The organism is Microbacterium sp. USTB-Y (assembly GCF_023703415.1).
Lineage (GTDB): Bacteria > Actinomycetota > Actinomycetes > Actinomycetales > Microbacteriaceae > Microbacterium.
In genome coordinates this window covers 1-19,268 of record NZ_JAGMTU010000002.1, presented here as the reverse complement: position 1 = coordinate 19,268, position 19,268 = coordinate 1, and the positions used below count along the sequence as shown (strand labels likewise).

At 70.8% G+C, this 19,268-nt stretch carries 20 protein-coding genes, 2 tRNA genes and 1 pseudogene; 10 read left to right on the top strand and 13 right to left on the bottom strand.

Features of this window, described 5'->3' with window-relative positions; all coding sequences use genetic code 11:
- The first annotated feature begins 98 nt into the window (after positions 1-98).
- Both J8G10_RS03725 and J8G10_RS03720 read left to right on the top strand, forming a co-directional pair.
- The gene (locus J8G10_RS03725) at positions 99-362 is read left to right on the top strand and encodes a hypothetical protein (RefSeq protein WP_251439437.1); all 264 of its coding nucleotides are present in this window, start codon (positions 99-101) and stop codon (positions 360-362) included.
- Positions 363-562: 200 nt separating this feature from the next.
- Positions 563-1,258 (top strand): phosphatase PAP2 family protein, encoded by a 696-nt coding sequence (locus J8G10_RS03720; RefSeq protein ID WP_251439436.1) that lies wholly within the window; start codon positions 563-565, stop codon positions 1,256-1,258.
- Between the two features lie 20 nt (positions 1,259-1,278).
- Here J8G10_RS03720 and J8G10_RS03715 read toward each other — a convergent pair.
- Positions 1,279-1,350 (bottom strand) — tRNA-Arg (locus J8G10_RS03715).
- Between the two features lie 45 nt (positions 1,351-1,395).
- Here J8G10_RS03715 and orn point away from each other — a divergent pair.
- The 3 genes from orn to J8G10_RS03700 all read left to right on the top strand — a co-directional run bounded on the left by orn (position 1,396) and on the right by J8G10_RS03700 (position 3,579).
- The gene (orn, locus tag J8G10_RS03710; protein WP_251439434.1) at positions 1,396-2,022 is read left to right on the top strand and encodes an oligoribonuclease; all 627 of its coding nucleotides are present in this window, start codon (positions 1,396-1,398) and stop codon (positions 2,020-2,022) included.
- Between the two features lie 36 nt (positions 2,023-2,058).
- A tRNA-His gene (locus tag J8G10_RS03705) sits at positions 2,059-2,131 on the top strand.
- A gap of 68 nt (positions 2,132-2,199) precedes the next feature.
- The gene (locus tag J8G10_RS03700; RefSeq protein WP_251439432.1) at positions 2,200-3,579 is read left to right on the top strand and encodes a PLP-dependent aminotransferase family protein; all 1,380 of its coding nucleotides are present in this window, start codon (positions 2,200-2,202) and stop codon (positions 3,577-3,579) included.
- A 19-nt stretch (positions 3,580-3,598) separates the two neighbouring features.
- On the opposite strand, the gene J8G10_RS03695 is transcribed toward J8G10_RS03700, so the two are convergent.
- From J8G10_RS03695 to J8G10_RS03680, 4 genes are all read right to left on the bottom strand, one after another.
- Entirely contained in the window at positions 3,599-4,228 is a 630-nt protein-coding gene (locus tag J8G10_RS03695) for a LysE family translocator (RefSeq protein ID WP_251439430.1), read from the bottom strand.
- Positions 4,229-4,313: 85 nt separating this feature from the next.
- Entirely contained in the window at positions 4,314-5,291 is a 978-nt protein-coding gene (locus J8G10_RS03690; RefSeq protein ID WP_251439428.1) for a hypothetical protein, read from the bottom strand.
- Positions 5,288-6,574 (bottom strand): MFS transporter, encoded by a 1,287-nt coding sequence (locus J8G10_RS03685; protein WP_251439427.1) that lies wholly within the window; start codon positions 6,572-6,574, stop codon positions 5,288-5,290. Before J8G10_RS03685 ends, J8G10_RS03690 begins: the two co-directional genes overlap by 4 nt.
- A 1-nt stretch (position 6,575) precedes the next feature.
- Entirely contained in the window at positions 6,576-8,708 is a 2,133-nt protein-coding gene (locus J8G10_RS03680) for a chitosanase (protein WP_251439425.1), read from the bottom strand.
- A gap of 150 nt (positions 8,709-8,858) precedes the next feature.
- Between J8G10_RS03680 and J8G10_RS03675 the strand changes: the two genes are divergently transcribed.
- The 5 genes and pseudogenes from J8G10_RS03675 (at position 8,859) to J8G10_RS03655 (ending at position 11,789) form a co-directional block, all read left to right on the top strand.
- Positions 8,859-10,079 carry an ROK family transcriptional regulator gene (locus J8G10_RS03675; RefSeq protein WP_251439423.1) on the top strand — a complete coding sequence of 407 codons (1,221 nt, stop codon included), beginning with the start codon at positions 8,859-8,861 and terminating at the stop codon, positions 10,077-10,079.
- 44 nt (positions 10,080-10,123) lie between these two features.
- Positions 10,124-10,525, top strand: a pseudogene (locus J8G10_RS03670) (GNAT family N-acetyltransferase); the annotation flags it as partial.
- Between the two features lie 111 nt (positions 10,526-10,636).
- On the top strand, positions 10,637-10,984 hold the full coding sequence (locus J8G10_RS03665; protein WP_251442298.1) for a metallopeptidase family protein: 348 nt from the start codon (positions 10,637-10,639) through the stop codon (positions 10,982-10,984).
- Positions 10,981-11,277 carry an ATP-dependent Clp protease adapter ClpS gene (gene clpS / locus J8G10_RS03660; protein ID WP_251439421.1) on the top strand — a complete coding sequence of 99 codons (297 nt, stop codon included), beginning with the start codon at positions 10,981-10,983 and terminating at the stop codon, positions 11,275-11,277. Before J8G10_RS03665 ends, clpS begins: the two co-directional genes overlap by 4 nt.
- A gap of 5 nt (positions 11,278-11,282) precedes the next feature.
- Positions 11,283-11,789, top strand: coding sequence for a DUF2017 family protein (locus J8G10_RS03655; RefSeq protein ID WP_251439419.1), 507 nt, complete (start codon positions 11,283-11,285; stop codon positions 11,787-11,789).
- A 7-nt stretch (positions 11,790-11,796) separates the two neighbouring features.
- On the opposite strand, the gene J8G10_RS03650 is transcribed toward J8G10_RS03655, so the two are convergent.
- The 8 genes from J8G10_RS03650 to J8G10_RS03615 are packed head-to-tail and all read right to left on the bottom strand — an operon-like array spanning position 11,797 to position 19,019.
- Positions 11,797-12,378 (bottom strand): hypothetical protein, encoded by a 582-nt coding sequence (locus J8G10_RS03650; RefSeq protein WP_251439417.1) that lies wholly within the window; start codon positions 12,376-12,378, stop codon positions 11,797-11,799.
- Positions 12,359-12,694 (bottom strand): hypothetical protein, encoded by a 336-nt coding sequence (locus J8G10_RS03645; RefSeq protein WP_251439416.1) that lies wholly within the window; start codon positions 12,692-12,694, stop codon positions 12,359-12,361. Before J8G10_RS03645 ends, J8G10_RS03650 begins: the two co-directional genes overlap by 20 nt.
- Positions 12,695-12,754: 60 nt before the next feature.
- Entirely contained in the window at positions 12,755-14,008 is a 1,254-nt protein-coding gene (gene dinB, locus J8G10_RS03640) for a DNA polymerase IV (RefSeq protein ID WP_251439414.1), read from the bottom strand.
- A gap of 48 nt (positions 14,009-14,056) precedes the next feature.
- The gene (gene gatB / locus J8G10_RS03635; protein ID WP_251439406.1) at positions 14,057-15,571 is read right to left on the bottom strand and encodes an Asp-tRNA(Asn)/Glu-tRNA(Gln) amidotransferase subunit GatB; all 1,515 of its coding nucleotides are present in this window, start codon (positions 15,569-15,571) and stop codon (positions 14,057-14,059) included.
- On the bottom strand, positions 15,571-17,085 hold the full coding sequence (gatA, locus tag J8G10_RS03630) for an Asp-tRNA(Asn)/Glu-tRNA(Gln) amidotransferase subunit GatA (RefSeq protein ID WP_251439405.1): 1,515 nt from the start codon (positions 17,083-17,085) through the stop codon (positions 15,571-15,573). The genes gatB and gatA overlap by 1 nt, the downstream gene beginning before the upstream one ends.
- Complete coding sequence (gene gatC / locus J8G10_RS03625) at positions 17,082-17,381, bottom strand: Asp-tRNA(Asn)/Glu-tRNA(Gln) amidotransferase subunit GatC (RefSeq protein WP_251439404.1); 300 nt, start codon at positions 17,379-17,381, stop codon at positions 17,082-17,084. Before gatC ends, gatA begins: the two co-directional genes overlap by 4 nt.
- A 46-nt stretch (positions 17,382-17,427) precedes the next feature.
- Positions 17,428-18,216, bottom strand: a complete 789-nt coding sequence (locus J8G10_RS03620) for a hypothetical protein (protein ID WP_251439403.1) — start codon at positions 18,214-18,216, stop codon at positions 17,428-17,430.
- A 26-nt stretch (positions 18,217-18,242) separates the two neighbouring features.
- A complete protein-coding gene (locus J8G10_RS03615; protein WP_251439402.1) occupies positions 18,243-19,019 on the bottom strand; it encodes a FadR/GntR family transcriptional regulator in 777 nt (258 codons plus the stop codon).
- Positions 19,020-19,268 lie beyond the last annotated feature (249 nt).

Genomic DNA, 19,268 nt, shown 5'->3' with positions numbered 1-19,268 from the left:
CAGTGTAGGGACTCCGGGAAGCCGCGCGCGCAGGGCGTCCCGGAGAGGCGGGCTGAATGTCGGTGGCCGTCCTTATGTTCGAAGGTGAAGGAGGAACCATGACCATCGACATCACGCCCGCCCCCACCATCCGCTGGGCGACCCCGGTCCTCAGCCGAGCCGTCGAGACGCTTCAGCCCGCGGGCGAGCGACTGTGGCGCGTGCTCGACGCCCGAGGAGCCATCCGGGGCCACCTGCGCATCGTTCCGCACGACCTCGGGCTCCGCTATCGGGCTGAGCGCCTTCATCTCCCCTCGGGCCTGTTCCGCATCGTCGGAGACTTCTGGAGCGCCGACGACGCGGTCGCCGCCCTGCGGTTCTGACCCTCGGGGCGCGCTTCGCATCCGTCTGGTGCGCCCGCGCTGCGGCCCCCGCGCGGAGCGCACCGCTGCCCCGCCGCGCATTTCTTGGCCAATCCTTAGCCTGGCTCGGCGAGCATGGATCCTCGGCGCGTCGATCCGCATGCGCCGTCCGCGGCGCCCGCGTCGCCGCAAGGAACCTGCCGTCAGGAAGAGGACACGACATGGCCGAGGTGCGCAATGCACGACCCCGCCCGCTCACCGGAATCGAGCGCGCGACCACCCGGCCCCTCATCGCCGTCGCGACGGCCGTGGTCGGCGCCCTCGTGGTCGTGGCCCTCGGGTTCGCGATGAAGACGACCCAGGCGGATCAAGCGCTGGTGGTCGCCCTCAATCAGACGCACACCGGATGGTGGGGTGCGCTCGGCAGCGCGGTCTATCGCGGCATCGAACCGGTTCCTGCCGTCGCGATCACCCTCGTCATCGCCGCCGCGGTCTGGGCGGGATCCCGCTCGCTGCGCACCGCGATCCTCTTCGGCCTCATCGTCGCATTCACCTGGCTGCCCGTCGCCGCGATCAAGATCCTCGTCGACCGCCCCCGCCCCGACGCGGCGCTGCTCGCCCACCCGTTCTCCCCGCTGCAGACCGACGGGTCCTTCCCCAGCGGCCACACCGCGTACGTCGTCGCGCTCGCGGTCGCCTTCTGGTTCCTGCTGCGCGGCACCCGCTTCGCCTGGCTGCCGGTGATCCTGGGGGTCGTCGCCACCGTCGTCATCGGTCTCGCGGTCGTGAGCGACGGGCTGCATTTCCCGACCGACGTTCTCGCCTCCGTGATCTGGTCGCTCAGCACCGCCGCAGCCGTGCGCTGGCTCATCGTCGACGTGATCGCGGCACGGATCGGCCGCCGCTCAGCGGCCTGACCGGCCCGAGTCCGAAGGAGTGCCCCCGGCAGGATTCGAACCTGCGACCAGCGGATTAGAAGGCCGCTGCTCTTCCGCTGAGCTACGGAGGCGCCCCTCCAGGCTAGCGCGTCGGCGGCGCTCAGTAGGATGGCGGCATGGTTTCTTCGTCCGAGAACGATCGACTCGTCTGGATCGACTGCGAGATGACGGGGCTCGATCTCGAGATCGACGAACTCGTCGAGATCGCCGTCGTGATCACCGACTTCGAACTGCGCCTGCTGGATCCGGGGTTCCACGTGGTCATCCGCGCCAGCGACGCCGCGCTCGGCCAGATGAACGACTTCGTCACGAACATGCATCGGACTTCCGGCCTCTTCGAGGAGATCCCCCAGGGCCTGACCCTCGCCGAGGCGCAGGCGCAGACCCTCGAATACATCCGGCGCTTCGTGCCGCAGGAGCGCAAGGCTCCCCTGGCCGGGAACACGATCGGCACCGACCGCATGTTCCTGGCCAAGTACATGCCCGACGTCGATCAGTACCTGCACTACCGCAACGTCGACGTCTCCAGCATCAAGGAGCTGTCGCGCCGCTGGTTCCCCCGAGTCTTCTTCCACGCTCCCTCGAAGGACGGCGGGCACCGCGCCCTCGCCGACATCCTGGAGTCGATCCGTGAGCTCGAGTACTACCGCCGCGCGGTGTTCGTGGAGCAGCCCGGACCCTCCAGCGACGAGGCTCAGAGCACCTCGGACGCCGTCGTGTCAAAGTTCGCCTCGAACCTGTAATACACTGGTGAGGTTGCCCGCTCCGGCAGGCACATGGTGGCTATAGCTCAGTTGGTAGAGCACCGCGTTGTGGTCGCGGGGGTCGCGGGTTCAAGCCCCGTTAGCCACCCTCAGGAGGAGGCCCGGATCCGATCGGATCCGGGCCTCCTCTCCTTCTCCGGCTAGGATCCGTGGCAGATGACCGGATCCGATTTCCTCCACCTCGACCCCGCTGCGGCGCCCCCGCGAGAGCGGACGACCTGGCTCGCCGCCCAGCTGCGCACGGCGATCGCCGACGGCGCCCTCGGCGCGGGTGCGCGCGTGCCGCCGAGCCGCGAGCTCGCCGCCGAGCTCGCCTTCTCGCGCGGCGTCGTGGTCGAGGCATACCGACGCCTCGCCGAGGAGGGTCTCCTCCTCGCCGAGGGAGCCGCGGGAACGAGGGTCGCCGAGACGGTGCCGCCCGCGACGCTTCCCGGCCCGGCCACCGACGCCGCCGTTGCCCGCCCCGAGACGCTGCATCTCTCGGTGGGCGCACCCGATCTGAGCGCCTTCCCGCGCGCCGCCTGGCTGCGCGCGGAGCGGCGCGTGCTCTCGGCGGCGACCTCTCGCGAGCTCGGGTATGCGGATCCGCAGGGGGTGGGCGCACTGCGGATCGCGCTTTCCGGATGGCTCGCGCGCAGCCGCGGAGTGGTGGTCCCTCCCGAGCGGATCATCGTGACGGCCGGGGTCACCGGCGCGCTCAGCCTGACCGCCCAGGTCATGCGTGATCGCGGCCTCACCGCGTGCGCGATCGAGGATCCGAGCGCGGACGGCAACCGGCGGATCCTCGACTACTGGCTGGACTCGCTCCTGCCCGTGCCCGTGGACGCCGACGGAATCGACGTCGAGGCGCTCACCGCGACCGGCGCGCGCGCCGTGCTCACGACGCCGGCGCATCAGTTCCCCACGGGAGCCCTGCTCTCGCCCGCACGACGTCGAGAGCTCGTCGCCTGGGCCGAACAGTCCGACGGACTCATCATCGAGGACGACTACGACTCCGAGTACCGCTACGACCGTGCTCCCGTCCGTGCCCTCCATGCCAGCGCCCCGGACAGGATCCTGCACGTCTCCAGCCTCTCCAAGGTGCTCGCCCCGGCCCTGCGGATCGGCTGGATGGTCGCGCCGGAGCACTGGCACGACGACCTCGTGCGCAAGCGCTGGGCGACGGACCTCGGCTCCCCCGCTCTGCCTCAGCTCGCCCTCGCCGAACTCATCCGCACCGGCGCGCTGGAGCGGCAGGTGCGCCGGCTGCGCCTGCGGCACAGGGAGCGCCGCAACGCCGCCGTCGCCGCCGTCCGCGCGCATCTTCCCGATGCGCGGATCGAAGGCATCGCCGCGGGTCTGCATCTGCTGGTGCTCCTGCCCCGACACGTCGACGACACCGCCCTCGCCGAGCGCGCCGCGGCCGCGGGCATCCGCGTCGCACCGCTCTCCGCCTACCGGTTCTCACCCGGCGATCCCGGCGTGGTGATCGGCTACGGCCCGCATTCCCCCGCACGACTCGAGGCGGCCATCGCCGCCCTCGGCCGGCTGATCTGAGCCGTCCTCCGCGGCCGGCTCAGCCCTGGTGCGGAGTGAACGCGAGGATCAGGGCGAGCACCGCGAACGTCAGGGCGAAGCCGCGGCCGAGCAGACGGTCGACTCCCGGCCTGGCGAGGACGACACCCCGGAGTCCCGCGGCACCGGCACCGTAGCCGGCGAAGATCACGAACGTGACGATCATGAACACCGCGCCGAGGCCGGCCATCCGTGCCACCGCCCCGGGCGCCGCGGCGTCCACGAACATCGGCAGGAACAGGAAGAAGAACATCGTGAGTTTCGGGTTCAGCAGGTTGACGAGCACGGCGTCGCGGATCACGCGCGCGGTCGTGCCCGCTGCACGACTCCGCGTGTCCGCATCGTCCTCGGCGAAGCCCCGCTCATCCCGCCACATCCCCCAGGCCAGGTAGAGCAGATAGGCGACGCCCACCCAGCGCAGCGCCTCGAACAGCGGCGGATTCGCTGCGACGACCGCCGCCGCGCCGGTCAGCGCCAGCAGCAGGTGGGGAACGATGCCCAGGGTGCAGCCCAGAGCCGCGACGATCCCCGCCCGTGCGCCCCGGGACAGCCCCGCGGAGATGGTGAAGAGGGCACCGGTGCCGGGGGTCGCCGTGATCACGATCGATGTGACGAGGAAGCTCGCGTCCATCCGCTCAGCATGGATGCCGCTTGGCTCATCGAGAAGATCCAAGACGTGCGATTCTCACCGATCCAAGACGCCGGGAGCCCGGCCCTCAGCGGACGAGGCTGGGCGACGACGCCCCCGGCGCGACTGAGCGGGGCGCGCCGGCTCCGCTTGCGGGGACCTCCCAGACACCGCCGTCGACCGCATAGGACACCGTCTGATCGTCGACCCATGCCGCCTGGTCGTCGACGCTCCGCGTCTCCGCCAGGGGCGTCTCCTTCATCGTCGACAGGTCGAGCACAGAGAGCCGCCAGGGGGCATCCGCGCCAGGACGCACCCGTTTCTTGAAGACGATGCGCGTCTCATCCGGCGACAGCGATGGACACTCCGCGTTGGTGCGCAGCGTGCGGACGGTCCAGGTCGCCAGATCCCCCTTGCCGAGATACGTCGTGCCACCGGTCGACACCGTCACGTAGAACGTGTTGTCGTCCTCGGCGAAGGACAGGCCCCAGTAGTTCACATCCGCCGGATCGCGCAATTGACCGTCGATGTAGAGTCCCACATCTTCCATCGACTTGACGAGGAAGTCGTCCTCGCGGTCGTAGAAGCCCGTCCGGGTGGAGAAGTCCGTCGTCGCGTAGTCGTCCCCGGTCACGAACACGGTCCAGGAGACCATCCGGCCGGACGCGGAGACCCTCGCCCGATTGGGGACGCCCCCGAAGTCGAACTCCTTCTGCACGCGCAGGCGATCGTCCAGGATGAGCGCCGTGCTCATCGGCGTGACCGCCGTGCGCGGTTTCAGGCACACGGCGGTCCCGCCCGCCGCGTAGAACCGCTGACAGGCGAGCCCCGTGCCGGTTCTGGTCCCGCCCGAGGAACCCCGGTCCTGCACGACGATCGCGCCGTCCCCGTCTCGGATGTACAGGCCGGGATGCGTCGCCGGCGTCGCATGCCCTTGCGCGTGCGCTCCGGCCGGAGATCGTCCCACTGCCGAGGCGGTGTAGCCGATGCCGAGCGCGACGAGCGCCACCGCCGTCACCCCGACGAGGATCCGTGCAGAGCGGGACAGTCCCGACGGTCGCGTCACGACGCGTCCTCGAGCGCGTCGGATGCCGAAGATCCGCGGCTTTCGGGACGGATCAGCACCACCGCAACGACGACCGCGGCCAGGAGCGCGCACGCGGCGCCGCCGAACGCCGGCGCCGCGCCCCAGAGCGTCCACGCCGCCCCGAACAGCACCGCGGCGAGCAGCCGCCCCGCCGCCTGCCCCGTCTGCAGCAGTGCCATCCCGCCCGCCCGGTTCGACCGCGGGATCAACGGACCGGCGAGGGCCATCAGCACACCGTCCGTCGCGGCGTAGAAGACGCCCAGAAGACCCAGCACGGCCGGGATCAGCACGACGGGCGCGAGCGGCAGCAGCGGAACCAGATAGGCGCCGAGCAGCGCGACATTGCCCAGCAGGAACGGCACGCGGCGCCCGATCCGATCCGCCCAGCGCCCGAACGGCACAGCGAGGAGCAGGTAGACCGCAGCGCTGCCGAGCGGAAGCAGCGGGAAGAACGCGGTGTCGATGTGCACCCGGTCCTGCACGCCGAGGTACAGGAAGCCGTCGCCGATCGTGACGAGTCCGAGCAGGGTCGCGGCGATCAGCAGCCGCCGGAATCGCGGACCGCGGACGATGCCCACCGTCTGGCGCAGAGTCGGTCGGGGTTCCGTCGTCGCCGGCGCCGTGCGTCCGGGCACGAACGCGATCAGCACGAGCACCCCGAGCGACGCGACGCAGAAGCTCACCATGAACACGGCGTCGAAGGCGTCGGCGACGAGCCAGAGCAGCAGGAACGCGACCAGCGGGCCGGCCAGAGCCCCCGCGGTGTCCATCGCGCGGTGCACCCCGAACGCCCGCCCCTGGTGCGCATCGTCGACCGACAGGGAGATCAGCGCATCGCGGGGTGCGGTCCGGATCCCCTTCCCGATCCGGTCCACGGCCAGCGTCGCCGACAGCGCCGTGGTGTTCGCGCCCGCGAGGAGCAGGAGCGGTTTGCAGACGGCGGACAGCGCGTAGCCGATCCCCGCCACGAGCTTGTGCCGGGACCAGCGGTCCGCGACATGCCCGCCGAGCAGACGCACGAAGGCGGTCACGCCGTTGTAGAGCCCGTCGAGGAGCCCGAACTGGAGCGGGCTCATCCCGAGCCCGACGACGAGGTACAGCGGCAGGACCGCGGTCACCATCTCCGAGGACAGATCGGTGAGCAGGCTCACCGATCCGAGAGCGATCGCGGTGGTTCCGGCACCGGCGACCCGACGGCCCACCGAGGTGGGAGCCGCCTGGTCGCCGGCGTCCTGCCGCGCTTTGCTGCCGGCGAGGTACATGTCAGTGGCAGGTGTACGTCGGGCTCGTGTCGCGCACGGTGCCGTCGATCGAGACGAACTTCGTGGTGAACGTGGTGTCGGTGAGATCGAGCCGGAGCACGCCGTAGGTGTCGTTGATGCGCTTCACGCTGTTCTTCTGCGGCGTGTCGTTGAGGTCGCGCTGGTTCACCCCGCCGAGTCCGGCGATGATCTCCACCGGCCCCGTCGCCGATGCCGCACCCGTTGCCGTCTGCGGAGCGAACCGCTCGTAGTCGTGGTCGTGGCCGTTGAGGATCAGTTCGGCGCCGGCCGCCTCGAGCTTGCTCCACGCCGGCTTGCTCGAGAGCGTGTTTCCGTGCTCTCCCGTGGTGAACAGCGGCTCGTGGTAATACGCGACGGTGCACGGCTTGGTGTTCGCCGCCAGATCGGCGTCGAGCCACGACATCTGCTCGGCGTCGAACCACCGGTTCGAGTTCAGCGCGATGAAGTGCCAGTTCCCACGGTCGAAGCTGTACCAGGTCTTGCCCTGGGGCGTCGCCCGGGATCCGAAGTAGTCGCGGTAGGCCTTCTCATCGCCGCGATCGGTGTGCTCGTCGTAGTCCCGGTCGTACTTCTCGTGGTTGCCCGGGATGGGATACGTCTTGTCCTTGAAGCGACCCCAGGACTTGTCGTAGTAGCTCGCGAAATCGGACGCGTGCGCGTCGTCGTACTGGTTGTCTCCGAGCGTGATGTAGAAGGCCGGATCGATGGACTGCGCCAGGGCCGCCGTCGCGAAATGGTTGCAGTCTGACGCGGCCTTGGCGCACTGACCGGCGATATCGCCGGCGGCGACCACGGTGAAGGCGCCGGATCCCGGATCGGGGTTGCCTCCGCCGGGGGTACCTGCGGTGCCATACACCTGAAGCTCGTAGAGCGAGTAGCCGTAGGCCGTGCCGCGGGCGGTGCCGTAGACGCGCAGGTACCGGCCGGCGCCGTTCAGCCCCGCGATCTGGTCGCTGCCTCCGTCACCGGCGTTCTCGGTCGCGAGGGTGCTCCAGTTGCTGCCGTCGGCGGAGATCTCCACCCGGTACTTCTTCGCATACGCGGCCTCCCAGCTCAGGGTCACCGCCGAGACGGTCGCGCCGGTGCCGAGATCCACCTGGATCCACTGCGGATCGGACCCTTCTTTGCTCGCCCAGCGGCTCTTCGCGTCGCCGTCGACGGCCAGCTTCGCCGCATAGGTCGTGCTCTCGACCGACGATGCCGTGACGGGCCGCCCCTGGGAGATGAGAACCGCACCCGGGTTCGGAGTCGTCGTGGGAGACGGAGTAGGCGTGGGCGAAGGGCTCGGGGTGGAGTCCGTCCCGCCCAGCTCGCTCGACGGCCAGTGCGGAGTCGGGTCGCTCGCGATGGAGTAGGGATCGCCGTATACGGACCACTTCAAGGGAGTGTCGAGGTTCAGGTTCCCCGCCTTCAGCCAGACGCGCTGCGCCTTCTCGATCCTGCTGACGTCCTCGTGCGCCGCCTCCTTCTTCATCTCCTTCACGCGCTCGTCCAGGAAGGCGTTGAGATAGGTCGTCTCGTTGCCGCCCTGGGCCGGGGTCTTCGCCTTCTTGAGCGCGGCCTTGCGGATGTCCTCCATGCCGTCGAAGCCGTGCACGACCGCCGCGTCGTAGTACGCGAACTGTCCCAGGGCGCCGAGCTTGTCCGAGGTCGCCAGATCCATGGACGGGTCGAAGTACATCGAGCGCGTCAGGTCCCGCTGCGCGCGCTGGAACTCCGGCTTCTTGCCCTCGGCCTCCCAGTCCTTCACATACGCCGACCCCAGCGGGCCGGTGTTCTTGGTCCCGTCGACCTGCTTCAGCTTCGGGATCCACTTGGCCAGGGGATTGCCGGGGTACTTGTCCGTGTACTGCTGCACCAGCACGAGCATGTCGTGCGTCCCCGAGGTGAAGCCGATGATCCCGCCGGTGTAGCCGCGGTCGTCCTTGATGTCCTCGATGTACGAGTAGCGGTTGTACCAGTCCAGAGCCGAGTTCTCGGCGCTGGTCACGATCTCCTGCGCGATCTCGCGTTTGACCGGGTCGCGAAGGCTGGTGGGGGTGGCGGCCTGAGCCGTCGCAGACATGACACCGCTGAGCGGGATGATGATCGCCGCTGCCACGAGCGCGATCATCGGTCGACGTTGACGCATGATTCCTCCGGTGAAAGCGGTTTCCCTTTTAGGAAACCTTGTTTACGAAGAGTTATACCGGAGCCTCCTGGTCGGCGCAACGCCTTTCGCTCGATAGCATTCGGAAGACCCCCGACCGAACCAGAGGATCCCGTGCCAGAACGCCCGACCGGAACCAGCGTCGTCCGCTCGATCAACGCGCGCGCGGCACTGCGGCTCCTGCTGGATCAGGGTCCGCTCACCCGGCCCGAGATCGCGCGTCTGCTCGCCGTCTCCAAGCCCACCTCGTCGCACCTGCTCGCTCAGCTGCTCGACGACGGCCTCGTCCGCAGCGACGGAAGCCGCGACGGAGCGATCGGGCGAGCCGCCGAGGTCTTCCGCATCGACGGCCGGGCCGGCCACGCCGCCGCCGTCGACGTCACACCGGAGCGCATCTCGGCCGTCGTCGTGGACCTCACCGGGACCGTCGTCGGCTCCTTCACGCTGTCGACCCCCGAAGGCGAGCAGAGCACGGCTGCGACCGCCCCCGACCCGGTCGAACGGGTGCAGGAGCTCCTCGAGGGGGCGTGCGCGTCGGCGGGGATCCCCTCCTCGGGTCTGCGCAGGGTCGTCATCGGCATCCAGGGCGCGACCGACCCGCGTGCGGACCGGGTCCGCTTCGCGGCGCATCTGCCGGGTTGGCAGCGCGAAGGCCTGATCGCCTCGCTCGAGGAGCGCCTCGGCGCCCCGGTCGACATCGAGAACGATGTGAACCTCGTCGTGGTCGCCGAGCACGCGCACGGCGCGGCGATGGGCCATGACGTGTTCGCAGTTCTCTGGGTCTCCGACGGCATCGGCATGGGCGTCATGCTCGCCGGACGCGTTCATCGCGGACTCGCGGGCGGCGCCGGCGAGATCGCGGACCTCCCCCTCCCCGGGGCGCCGATCCCCCCGCAGGTCAACGAGTACGGCGCAAGCGGGATGCAGGCCCTGGCCGCCGCGCCGGCACTCGGACGGCTCCTGGCCCGCCACGGTTTCGAGGGGGCCTCCCCCGCCGCGGCCTTGGAAGCCGCCGTCGCCTCCGACGCGCCGGAAGCGACGGCAGTGCTCGACGAGATCGCGCGGCGCCTCGCCCTCGGCCTGTCCGCCGTGGTGGCCATCATCGCGCCCGAGCTGGTGGTGCTGGCCGGCGACATGGCCGTCGCCGGCGGCGAACGTCTCCGCGCCCTCGTCGAACGGCACCTGCACGACAGCGTGATCGCACGGCCCGCCGTGCTCCTCACCCGCCTCGATGAGAGCCCCGTGCTCGACGGCGCCCGCCGCCTCGCGCTCGCGAGGCTGCAGGAGGAGATCCTCGTCGCGGCGGGAGCCCCGCGGGACACCCGGACGATCTGACGGAGCTCGGCGAACGGACCCGCCGACCCGGATAGCATCGGGATATGGCCTCCTTCGTGCGCACCGCGACCGACGCCGACCTCGCGGAGCTCGCGCGGATCGAGGACAAGGCCGATGCGCTCTTCACGGAGCGCTTCGGGTCCGCACTCGGCCACGGGGCTCCGCCGGGCGCCGCCCGTGCCGCCGAGCGCGGCTACGTCCTCGTCGTCTCCGAGGCGGAGCACGGCCCCGCCGTGGGGTTCGTGCACGTGCTCGAGGAGGACGGCATCGCGCATCTGGAGCAGCTCTCCGTCCTGCCCGCGCACGCCCGACGCGGGCACGGACGCGAGCTCCTGGAGGCCGCCCTCGACGAGGCCGCGGAACGCGGGCACACGAGCGTCACCCTGCGCACGTTCGCCGAGGTGCCCTGGAACGCACCGTTCTACGCATCGGCCGGCTTCGTCGAGACGGACCCGCCCGACGATCCCTTCTACCGCGCGCTGGCAGCGGCGGAGCACCGTCTCGGCCTCGACGAGCTGGGGCGCCGCGTCCACATGACGATCGATGTCCGCGGGGGTATGACGATGGACGCGGAGGCCTTCGAGAACCTCGTCGCAGACGAGCTCGACCGCCTCCCGGACGAGATGGTGGACGGCCTCGAGAACCTCGTCTTCGTCGTGGAGGACCGTCCCGAGGACGGCTCCCTCGATCTGCTCGGGCTGTACGACGGACTCGCCGTCACCGAACGGGGCAACTACGGCATGGGCGAGCTGCCCGATCGGATCATCGTCTACCGGGAGCCGCACCTCGCCCAGAGCGCCGACGAACGGGAGCTCCGCGACGAGGTGCACACCACGCTGGTGCACGAGATCGCGCACTATTACGGCATCGACGACCAGCAGCTGCACGAACTGGGCTGGGCATGAGCGCGCCGCTGGTCGCACCGGACGTCGAGGAGCAGGTCGATCTGCAGGCCGCTCCCGCCGTGCCCTGGGAGCTCGTCGTGTGGGATGACCCGGTCAACCTGATGAGCTATGTGGTGCGGGTGTTCCGCAGCTACTTCGGATATCCGAAGGACCGCGCCACCCGCCTCATGCTCGCCGTGCACAACGACGGGCATGCGATCGTCGCCACCGGTCCGCGGGAGACCATGGAGGTGCACGCGCAGGCGATGCACGACTACGGGCTCTGGGCGACCGTGCGTCGGGCCGGAGAGTGACCGCCGTGCCCGGATCCGGCATCGGCGTCCCGATGCAGGCGATCGAAGTGCACCAGCTCGCCGACCTCGTGGGCCAGTTCGTCTCCCTGCTGCGCGACTCCGAGTCCGTCGTCCAGGCGGGCCAGGACGGGCACCTGCTGGCCCGATTGACCCCGGCCGTCTACCCTCAGGACCCGGAGGCTTCCGCGGAGTTCGCCGCGGCGACCCGCGACGATCTGCTGGACCGACGGGCGGCGGAGGCGCGGATCGTGCGCGACGACCTCGAATCGGTCCTCGACGGCGATGTCGCGGTCTCCGGGCAGCTGACCATCCCCGCGGCCCACGTCGATTCCTGGCTGCGCACTCTCGCCGCCCTGCGGCTCGTGATCGCCACGAGGCTCGGCATCGAGGACGAGCCCACGCCGGACCCCGACGATCCCCGGCTCGGCGTCTACGAGTGGCTGGGCTATCGCCTGGAGCTGCTCGTGGAGGCGGCGGACGCGGAGGACGACGCCGCACCGTCCGCGGGCTGAGCGCCGGCTACGGGATCGAGACCACCAGCGTCGCGTGACCGATCGGATCGTCCCGCCGCAGATGGACGACCTCCTGCAGCGCCCACCGGTCCCAGTGCGGACGGAACGTGTCCCCGTCCCGATCCAGCGCCCGGCGCTTTCGGCTGGACTCGGGCGATTCGACCCACACCCGCACGTCGGCGACGCGCGCCGTGCGGGGTGCGAGCGCGCCGCAGCCCTCCAGGATCACTCCGCGCGACGGATCGACGGCATGGCTCTCCGCGTATTCGCCGGCCTCCCAGTCGTAGCGCTGCCAGGTGCCGACGAGGCCGCGCCCGTGCGGCCGGAGGATCTGCTCGTAGGCGCGTTCCACGCCGGCATCCATCCCGTCCCAGCCGGGGTAGATCGAATCCAGCGCGACCAGCTGCGGTGCCGTCTGCAGCGGCCACTGCTCGGAAACCAGGCGGGCCAGGGTGGACTTCCCGGCGCCGCTGCGACCGTCGATCAGGACGACGGGGTTCGACGCCTGCACGGCGCGCACCGCGTCGGCTACGCGGGCGACCGCATGCCCGAGCGCGCGGGCGACCGGGTCATCGCTTCTTGACGGCACGGATGATGCGGGAGATCGCGCGACCGGCGACCCAGACGAAGGGCACCGCCACGGCCAGCAGGGAGACGATGTTCGGCTCGAACCGCAGCCCCTCCTCGCGGCGCACGTACACCCCGAGCGGGATCGCGATCCCGCCTCCGCCGCCGCCCTCTCCCTCGCCGGCGCCCTGCGCGCCGCCCGAGGCGCCACCGAAGCCGGAGAACGTCAGCGCCACCGGCGTGAACTGCGCACCGTCGACCTCCTGCGGCTCGCCGTAGGCGCTCTTGACGCCGAAGGAGGCGGAATTCTTTCCCAGCTCGAGTGCGATGTGCGGCATGCATCCACGCTAGCCCACCTCGGCGGCCCCGACCACCGTGCCCGGTGGATCTCCCCCGGGTCAGTCGAGACCGTGCGCGCGGGGATGCGGCGCAGAGCCGCGGCCGGGCCGGGCGCCCAGATGCCGGGCGCGCGTGACCGAGCCGGATCCGAAGCGCGCCTGCGCGCTGTCCAGCGCATCCTCGACGCGTCGCCACTCGGCGTCGTCGTCCCAGAGGCCGAGCGCCCCGCCGGCTCCGGAGAGCCGCTCGGCCCGCACCCCGACCAGCCGCACCGGATCGCGGCGCTCGATCGCGTCGAACAGGGTGCGCGCGACCTCGCCGATGCGCTGCCCCACCGACGTCGCCTCGGGCAGCGTCTGCGAGCGGTTGACCGTGGTGAAGTCGGAGAAGCGGATCTTGACGGCGACGGTGCCCGCCTCCCAGCCGGCCCGGCGCAGACGGGCCGCGACGCGGTCGGCGAGCCGCAGCAGTTCCGAGCGCAGCGCCTCCCGATCGGTGACGTCGATGTCGAACGTCTCCTCGTGACCGACGCTCTTCTCCACTCGGCTGGTCTCGATCCCCCGCGGATCCTGCCCGCGGGCGAGGTCGTGCAGGCGCTGCGCCAACGCGGGGCCGACCGCGCGCTCGAGCGCGGGCATCGGCGTCGCGACGATGTCGCGGATGAAGCGGATGCCCCGCGACTCCAGCGTCTCGGCCGTCTTCGGCCCCACTCCCCACATGGCCCGCACGGGCTTGGCGGCGAGGAACTCGAGCGTCTCGGCCTCCGCGACGACGAGCAGGCCGTCCGGCTTCGCCAGGGTCGAGGCCATCTTGGCGACGTGCTTGGTGGCCGCGACTCCGACGCTGCAGGTGATCCCGACCTCGGCCTGCACCCGATTCCGGATCATCGCACCGATGACTCCCGGGCTGCCCCAGAGCCGCCGCACGCCGCGGACATCGAGGAACGCCTCGTCGATGGAGAGCGGTTCGACCAGCGGCGTGACCTGCTCGAAGATCGCCATGACCTGCTGCGAGACGTCGCGGTACTTCGTGAAGTCGGGCGGCACGATCCGCGCAGCAGGGCACAGCCGGATCGCCTGCGACACCGGCATCGCCGAGCGGACGCCGTATCGCCGTGCCTCGTACGAGGCGCTGGACACCACGGAACGCCCGTCCGGCGACCCGATGATCAGCGGAAGCCCGCGCAGGCTCGGATCATGCAGGACCTCGACCGCCGCATAGAACGCGTCCATGTCGACGTGCAGGATGCCCGTGCCGGTATCGTCCGCGCCGGGAGCCGAGACGGTCCGTCCGGATCCATCTCCTCTGCCCATGACACCATTCTGGCCGAGGCCGCCGACATCGCGCCGGCGGCCTCTGACTCACTGCGCGGCGCGCTCCAGGATGAGCTCGCGGACGCGCGCGGCGTCCGCCTGCCCCTTCATCGCCTTCATCACGGCGCCGATCACGGCGCCGGCCGCCTGCACCTTGCCGTCCTTGATCTTGGCCAGGACGTCGGGCTGGGCGGCCAGTGCCTCGTCGATCGCGGCGATGAGCGCGCCGTCGTCGGAGACGACCGCGAGCCCTCGGGCGTCGACGACCTGCTGCGGGGTGCCTTCTCCGGCGATGACGCCCTCGAGCACCTGACGGGCGAGCTTGTCCGTGAGGGTGCCGGCGTCGACGAGCTGCTGCAGCGCGGCGACCGATGCCGGGGCGATGAGAGACGCGGCGTCGACCTCGCGCTCGTTCGCGATGCGGCTGATCTCCCCCGTCCACCACTTCCGCGCGGCGTCCGCCGTCGTGCCGGCGGCGATGGTCGCCTCGACCTCGTCGAGCAGCCCGGCGTTCACGACGCCCTGGAACTCGATGTCGCCGAAGCCCCAGTCCGCCTTCAGCCGACGGCGGCGGGCGACCGGCTGCTCGGGCAGCGCGGCCCGCAGCTCCTCGACCAGCTCGCGCGGGGGCTGCACCGGGAGCAGATCCGGCTCCGGGAAGTAGCGGTAGTCGTCGGCGTCCGACTTGGGCCGGCCCGGCGACGTGGTGCCGGTGTCCTCGTGCCAGTGCCGGGTCTCCTGCGTGATCGAGCCGCCGTCGGCGAGGATCGCCGCCTGCCGCTGGATCTCGTACCGCACCGCGCGCTCGACGGAGCGCATCGAGTTCACGTTCTTCGTCTCGGTGCGGGTGCCGAGCTTCTCCTGGCCGCGGGGGCGCAGCGAGACGTTCGCGTCGCAGCGCAGGTTGCCGCGCTCCAGGCGCGCCTCGGAGATCCCGAGCCCCCGCACGATGTCGCGGATCGCGGCGACGTACGCCTTCGCGATCTCGGGGGCGCGGTGCTCGGCGCCGAAGATCGGCTTGGTGACGATCTCGACGAGCGGCACGCCGGCGCGGTTGTAGTCGACGAGCGAGTACTCCGCGCCCTGGATGCGACCGGTCGCGCCGCCCATATGGGTCAGCTTGCCGGCGTCCTCCTCCATGTGCGCGCGCTCGATCGGGATCGTCACGAGTGTGCCGTCCTCGAGCTGGACCTCGACGGACCCCTCGAAGGCGATCGGCTCGTCGTACTGCGAGATCTGGTAGTTCTTGCCGAGGTCGGGGTAGAAGTAGTTCTTCCGCGCGAACCGGCAGGACTCCGCGATCGAGCAGCCGAGCGCGAGGCCCAGGCTGATCGACGAGCGCACGGCCTTCTCGTTGACGACCGGGAGGGATCCGGGAAGCCCCAGGTCCACGGGCGCGATGAGGGTGTTGGGCTCCGCGTCGTGATTGCGCTCGTTCGCCGGGTTCGGGGCGTCGGAGAACATCTTGGTCTCGGTGTTGAGCTCGACGTGGACCTCGAAGCCGAGCACGGGCTCGAACAGCTCGAGCGCCTTGTCGAAGTCGATGAGCTTCACGGCGGCCATCAGCGGTTTCCTCCCAGGATCGGAGCGCGGTCGAGCAGCGGCCCGCCCCACGCGTCGACGAGCAGCGTCTCGAGTGCGGCTCCGACCCGGTACAGGCGGGCGTCCTCCCGGGCGGGGGCGAGGAACTGGATGCCCACGGGCAGTCCGTCCTCCTCGGCCAGGCCCGACGGGATCGAGATCCCGGGCACGCCGGCGAGGTTCGCCGGGATCGTCGTGAGGTCGTTCAGGTACATCTGCAGCGGGTCGCCGATCTTCTCGCCGAGCTTGAACGCCGTGGTCGGCGCGGACGGCGTGGCGATGACGTCCACCTGCGCGAACGCGGCGTCGAAGTCCTGCTGGATGAGCGTGCGGACCTTCTGCGCGCTGCCGTAGTAGGCGTCGTAGTAGCCGGCGGACAGCGCGTAGGTGCCGAGGATGATGCGGCGCTTCACCTCGGGACCGAAGCCGACCTCACGGGTGAGCGACATGACGTCCTCGACCGTGCCGCCGCCGTCGGGCGTGACGCGCAGGCCGAAGCGCACCGAGTCGAACTTCGCGAGGTTGCTCGACGCCTCGGCGGGCAGGATGAGGTAGTAGGCGGCGACGCCGTACTCGAAATGCGGTGCCGAGATCTCGACGATCTCCGCGCCCTGCGCCTCCATCAGCTTCAGAGCGGCGTGGAACGAGCTCGCGACTCCCGACTGGAAGCCGGAGTCGGGCAGCTCCTTGATGACGCCGACCTTGAGCCCCTGGAGGACCTGCCCGGTCGCGCCCTCGCGCGCCGCCGCGGCGAACGACGGCCAGGCCTCCGGAAGGGACGTCGAGTCCTTCGGGTCGTGACCGCCGATGACGTCGTGCAGGAGCCCGGCATCGAGGACGGTGCGGCTCACGGGGCCGACCTGGTCGAGGCTCGACGCGAGCGCGATGGCGCCGTAGCGACTGACGCCGCCGTAGGTCGGCTTGATCCCGACCGTGCCGGTCACGTGCGCGGGCTGACGGATGGATCCGCCCGTGTCGGAGCCGAGGGCCAGCGGCGCCTCGAAGGCCGCGACCGCCGCAGCCGAGCCGCCGCCGGAGCCGCCGGGGATCCGGTCCAGGTCCCAGGGGTTGTGCGTGGGCCCATACGCGGAGTGCTCGGTGGAGGATCCCATCGCGAACTCGTCCATGTTGGTCTTGCCGATGCCGACGAGACCCGCGGCGCGCGACCGTGCGACGACGGTGGCGTCGAACGGCGAACGGTAGCCCTCGAGGATGCGGGAGCCGCTCGTGGACGGCTGGTCGGTCGTGACGAGCACGTCCTTGATGGCGAGCGGCACGCCCGCCAGTTCGCCGAGCTGCTCGCCCGCGGCGCGGCGGCGGTCGATCTCGGCCGCCGCGTCGAGCGCGTGCTCGTTGACGTGCAGGAAGGCGTGCACGTCGCCGTCGACGGCGGCGATGCGGTCCAGGTGCGCCTGGGTGGCCTCGACGCTCGACACCTCTCCGGCGGCGAGCTTGGCGCCGAGCTCCGCGGCGGTCCAGCGGATGATCTCGCTCACTGCTCTTCTCCCAGGATCGCGGTCACGCGGAAGCGGTCGCCATCGGCGTCCGGCGCGTTCTGCAGCGCCTGCGCGGTGGTGAGGGTCTGACCCACGACGTCCTCGCGGAAGACGTTGTGCATCGCGATCGGGTGGCTCGTCGCGGCGACGTCAGGGGTCGCCACCTCCGAGACCTTCGCGATGTTGTCGACGATGGCGTCCAGCTGACCGGTCAGCTGCGTCACCTCGTCGTCGGAGAGCTGGATGCGCGCGAGCACGCCGAGATGACGTACGAGATCGGGGGTGATTTCAGACACCAGGACAGTCTAGCCAGCGGGCTGTCGCTCCCCCGCCCGGCGTGCCTCAGGTCTGCAGGACGAGGACCAGCGCGGTGTCGCCGCAGCGGGAGACGCGCGTGCCCTCGGTGCCGGCCGCGGACCCGGCGCCCTCGCGCAGCGCGGCTAGGGCGCCCTGCACGTCCTCCCCGCGCAGCAGCGAGCCCGTCACCCGATGCGAGTCGCTCGAGGCGACCACGCGCCCCGCGGCGTTCACGATCGTGCCGGTGCCCTCCGCCTCGCGCAGGATCGGCAGGACCACGCGTTCCAGTCTCGACACGTGCACGTCGATGCCGACCACACCGACCATCCGTCCCTCGTGCGCGACCGGAGTCGTCACGGTCACGGTGTAGTCGTCGGTGCACAGGTAGTCGACGTAGGGACCGGTGACGTGACGCTCCCCCGTGCGCTCCGGCACCTTCCACCACTCGAGCTGCCGATAGTCGCGGAACTGGTCCGACTCGGGATCGTTCACGGCCTCCAGCCGGCGTACGCCGCCGCGGTCGCCGCGGTCCAGGCCGTGGATCTCACGCAGCCACCAGGCCAGATGCCAGGGCGCGTCGGCGAAGACGCCCGGCGTCGCGACGAAACCGGATCCGGTGACGAGCCCGCCCGGCGCCTCCAGGGCGGGTCTCGCCAGCGCCTCCATGACGGGGTCCAGGACGGCGGCGGTCGGCGCGGCCCCCTGCGCGGAAAAGGCGCCGAACTGGTCCTGCACCGCGGTGCGCCAGTCCTCGACGAGGGCGAAGAGGGGCGCGAACGTGCCCTCGATGCGCTCGGCGATGCGTGCGTCATGCTCGGCGACAGTGCCGGTCATCTCGCGCTCCTTCTGTGTGTTCGATCTCACGCCCGGGCGGAGGCGACGGCCTCCGCGGCCGTCTCCAGCCGGGACTTCTCATCCAGCAGCCACTCGACACCGCCCGTGATGCGGCGGACGGCGATCGCTCGCGCGCCCGCGGTGTCGGCGGCGCCGATCGCATCGACCTGCGCCTGCCGTGCGGCACGGCTGCGCCTGCGGTTGTCGTCCTCGCGCAGCCCCAGCCAGATCAGCGATCCGATCTCCGCCTGCAGGCGCAGCTCTTCGCGCACGAGACGCGGCGACTGGCTGAGAGCCGCGATCTCGAGCTGGAACCGCGCAACGGCGCGTCGTGCCCCGCCCGCCGTGGAGAGGTCCTCCTGCTCCTCGAGCTCGCGCAGGCCCAGGACGTCGTCCTCCCCGGCACGATCGGCCGCGAGTTCGGCGGCCATGCCGGCGATCGCCGCGTAGTGCGTGGACGCGTCCCGCAGCTCGACCCGGCTGACCGCCCTGATGCGCTCGTCGGTGAACCGGCGGGCGGTGTCGGGATCGAAGGTGACGAAGCTGCCGCCGTCGCGGCCGCGCCGCGTCTCGATGAGGCCGGCGTCGCGCAGGGCTTCGAGCGCCTCCCGGGCGGTGACGACGGCGACACCGAGCCGGCGTCCCAGCTGCGATTCGCTGGGCAGTCTCTCGCCGTCGTGCAGGACGCCCGAGGTGATCGCGTCCTGCAGCCGGCGCTCCACGATCTCCGCGCGGCCGACGTCGGACAGGGGCGCGAAGACGGCCGATCGCGCGGGATCCACGCCTGCCGACACCTGTGCCACGCCGCTCTCCTCTCGGGGCTGTGAGACGACGGTAACACGCCGGTTGACAAAATCCTCTGTTCCCATATGATTCCAAACATCTACTAACAGAGGATTAGTCCTCGCATCGAAGGAGATGTGATGGCCGACAAGCCCGTCGCGATCAGATTGACCGGACTCACGCGTGCGTTCGGGTCTGTGACTGCTGTGGATGGTGTGGATCTGGAGATCGCGGAGGGGGAGTTCTTCTCGATGCTGGGTCCTTCGGGG